The sequence below is a fragment of the Comamonas sp. GCA5 genome (assembly GCF_036541385.1).
Taxonomy (GTDB): domain Bacteria; phylum Pseudomonadota; class Gammaproteobacteria; order Burkholderiales; family Burkholderiaceae_C; genus Comamonas; species Comamonas aquatica.
On record NZ_JAZHFR010000148.1, the window covers coordinates 1 to 3633 of the forward strand.

General features: G+C 71.6%; 3 protein-coding genes and 1 pseudogene. 1 reads left to right on the forward strand and 3 read right to left on the reverse strand.

Annotated elements, in window-relative coordinates; translation table 11 throughout:
* Positions 1-950 (forward strand): peroxidase-related enzyme (locus SJH88_RS18640; RefSeq protein ID WP_274755331.1); only part of this gene is annotated, 950 nt, incomplete at its 5' end.
* A gap of 70 nt (positions 951-1020) precedes the next feature.
* Here the strand turns inward: SJH88_RS18640 and SJH88_RS18645 are convergent.
* The 3 genes and pseudogenes from SJH88_RS18645 to recD all read right to left on the reverse strand — a co-directional run.
* Positions 1021-1535 (reverse strand): annotated as a pseudogene (locus SJH88_RS18645) (copper chaperone PCu(A)C).
* A 237-nt stretch (positions 1536-1772) separates the two neighbouring features.
* Entirely contained in the window at positions 1773-2150 is a 378-nt protein-coding gene (locus SJH88_RS18650) for a DUF2946 family protein (protein WP_274755332.1), read from the reverse strand.
* A gap of 126 nt (positions 2151-2276) precedes the next feature.
* A partial coding sequence (recD, locus tag SJH88_RS18655) for an exodeoxyribonuclease V subunit alpha (RefSeq protein WP_274755333.1) occupies positions 2277-3633 on the reverse strand: 1357 nt, incomplete at its 5' end.

Consider the following 3633-nt stretch of genomic DNA (forward strand, 5'->3'; position numbering starts at 1 on the left):
CCGAGTACCGCGCCCGCGCGCTGGCCCTGGGCGGCGCGCTCACCCCCGGGCTGCGCAGCGTCCTGGACCAGGCCGGCGCACAGACCGACGATGCGCGCCTGGATGCCATGCTGCACTTTGTGCGCACCCTGGCCCTGAAGCCTGCACACAGCGACCAGGCCACGCTGCTGGCCATCCCGGCGGCCGGCCTGTCGGTGGACGACACCGTGCTGCTGGCCCAGCTGGTCGGTTTTGTGGCCTACCAGGCCCGCCTGCTGGTCGGCGTGCAGGCCATGGCAGCGCTGGGTGGCATCGCACAAAATGCAGCCCCCGACACCGCGGCGGCCGCACCGTTTGTGCACCCCGCCAACCTGCCCGCGCCGGGCGAGCCGCTGCGCCGCAACGGCTTCACCAGCGAGACGCTGGACTGGAAGTCCTGGCTGCCGGTGCTGGACCCGGCCACGGCCACGCCCGAACAGCAGAAGGTGCTGGAGATCAGCCACCCCAAGGCCATGACCATGGACTTCTACCTGCTGCTCGGCCGCCAGCCCGCCGTGCTGCTGGAGCGTTCACAGGCCTTCAACGCCATCATGTATGCGCCCGGCGGCCTGTCGCGCGCGGAGCGTGAAGTGGCGGCCACGGCCGTGTCGCGCAGCAACGGCTGTGTGTACTGCGCCTCCGTGCATGCCCAGCGTTTCGAGCAACTGGCCAAGCGCAACGACGTGATGGCCCAGCTGTTCGATGACCCGGACACGGCCGGCACGAATGCGCGCGAGCGCGCCATCATCCAGGCCTCGCTGGTGCTGACGCGCGCACCGGGCGCGTTCGCCGCCCGCGACGTGCTGGCCCTGCGCGAGGCCGGCCTGTCCGACCTGGAAATCCTCGACATGCTGCACTCGGCCGCGCTGTTCGGCTGGGCCAACCGCCTGATGCTGAACCTGGGCGTGGAAATCTGGCCCCAGGCCGCCTGAGCCCGGACGCCCCGAGGACCGGATACACACCGCCCCCACCTGGCGCACGCCGGCTGGGGGCGGTGGTCCCTCAGTGCTGGTGGCCGCCCGCAGGCATGGCATGGCCGCCATGCCCAGCGGCCTCACCGCCCTTGGGAGCCATGCGCTGCACCGGCACCTGCAGGTGCAGGCGCGACTCCGCACCCTGGGCATCCTGGAACACCAGGGTCACGGGCACCTGCGTGCCTTCCTGCAGCGGGGCCTTGAGCTGCTGGAACATCAGGTGCAGGCCTCCGGGCTTGAGTTCGACGGTCTGGCCCGCAGGCAGGTCCAGGCCATCCAGGGCGCGCATGCGCATCACATCGCCCTCCATCTTCATTTCGTGGATTTCGCCCACGGCCGCGGCGGCGTGCGCACGCCCACCAGGCGCAGCGGCTCCTTGGCCGTCAGGCGCACAAAGGCGCCCGTGGCCTGCTGGCCGGCCACGCTGGCACGTGCCCAGGCGCCTTCGGCGGCGACATGGGCCGCATCGGGGTGGGCCATGGCAGGGGTTGTCAAGACCGCGCTCAGCAGCGCAGCGGCGATCCACATGGGGTTCTTCAACATCACAGATTGCTTTCAAAAATTCAGGACCCGACGCAAGCAGGTCGCCACGGCGGCGATCGCCTGCGTGTTCTGTGCACGTGCACCGGCATCCACGCTGCGGGACCGGGGTGACGGCCTGGGAGGTTCGGCGCACACCGCCGATCTCCACGTGGCGCGTGCGGACAACGCCGCCGCGCCCCCAGGCCCCACCCACACCGGCGTACGCCGGCCGTGCACACGTGCAGAAAAGACCGTGCGTCAGCCCGGTGGGCCGCGCGCCAGCGGGCCATAGGTCCAGCGCGCCGGCACCGGCACCCAGGCCCAGTCCACCGGGCGATCCGGCGCTGCGGCCTGGACGCTGGCGGCCTGCAGAGCAGGCGGCGGCGCCAGCACCGGCATGCACAGCGGGCAATCAATCAGATGGTGCAGCGCCGCCGACGCATCGGCACCGGCCGTGCTGGCCGGGCTGGGCACCCAGTGCGGCGCGCTGTCGCCGGAGCACAGGCGCTCCAGGCTCCCAAGGGCAAGATGGGCCCGCGCCAGCGGCGCCCCGACGCCGGCCGCCACCACGCACAGCCACGCCGCCAACACCCAGACGGTGTAGCGACGCAATCGGAGCGACAGGGCCAGCAGCATGTCAGCCATTCTAGGGCGTGCCCGCCGGCCGGGGCACAGGAGATCCCCGGCACAGCACCATCAGCATAGGACTATGACTCCCATCGACTTCCAGCGCCTGTCCCACCTGCGTGCACCGCTCTGTTTTCAGGACGGATCGTCGGCTGCAAGCCAGCGCAGCAAGCCGCTGCTGCGCCGGGTCGGGCTGGCGATGGCGGATGCCAGCAGCCCCGGCGCCTCGGACCACAGCGAGAACGCCTGGCGCGCCCGCGTGATGCCGGTGTAGACCAGCTCGCGGCTGAGCACGCTACCGCCCTGTGCGGCCAGCACCAGGGCCGTGTGCTCGAACTCCGACCCCTGGCTCTTGTGCACCGTCATGGCGAAGGCGGTCTCCACATGGGCCAGGCGCGCCGTGCTGACATGGTGCAGGTGCTCGCCCTGCAGGAAGTACACGCGCAGCCGCGCCGGGTCGGCAAAGCCGGGCAAGGCCATGCCGATGTCGCCATTGAACACGCCCAGTTGCGCATCGTTGCGCGTGACCATGACCGGGCGGCCCCGGTACCACTCGCCCTCCTTGCGGATGGCACCCTGGGCCTGCAAGGCCTGCTCCACCGCACGGTTCAGGCCCGCCACGCCCCAGGCGCCCTCGCGCACGGCGCACAGCAGGCGGTAGCGGTCGAAGGCACCCAGCACGTCCCGCACCCATTGCTGGTGCTCGGCCTCGGTGGCAAAGCCGCCCTGGCCACGCTGCGCCAGCCGCTCGGCATAGGCCGCATAGCTGGCCCTGCCGCCACGGCCCTGCACGGCGCTGCGCACCACGGCCTCGACCTCGCCGCCTTCGCGCGCCCAGAGTTCGGCCTGCGGACCGGCCTGGGTTTGCGTGCGCAGCAGCGCCATGGCACCGGGGGCATCGCCTTCATTCACGGCCAGCGCCAACTGGCCAATCGGGCCGCTGAAACGGCGGCTTGCGCGCAGCATGACGGTGTGCTGGGCCAGCGGCAGCGCAGGGCCGGTTGCCCGATAGGACGCCGGCAGCGACTGGCCCGTCACGCGCTCGGCATAGGCCACGGTGTCGGGTGCGTAATGGCCCTGCTGCGCATCGCGGCACAGGTCGCCCAGCACGGCCCCGGCCTCCACCGAGGCGAGCTGGTCCTTGTCGCCCAACAGAATCAGGCGCGCCGTGGGCGGCAGGGCCTGCAGCAGCGCGGCCATCATCTCGAGGTGGATCATGGAGGCCTCATCGACGATGAGCACGTCGACATCCAGCGGATGGCCCGCATGGTGGGCCAAGCGCCGCGTATCGGGCCTGGCGCCCAGCAGCGCATGCAGGGTGCGCGCTGCGCCCATGCGCTGGACCAGCGCTTCCAGATCCAGATCGCGGCCCACGGCCCCCTGCAGCTCCCGCAGCGAACTGTCAATCGATTGCTTGAGCCGCGCCGCCGCCTTGCCCGTGGGCGCCGCCAGCGCCACGCGCAGCTGCGCGGCATCCGGGCGCCGTGGCCAA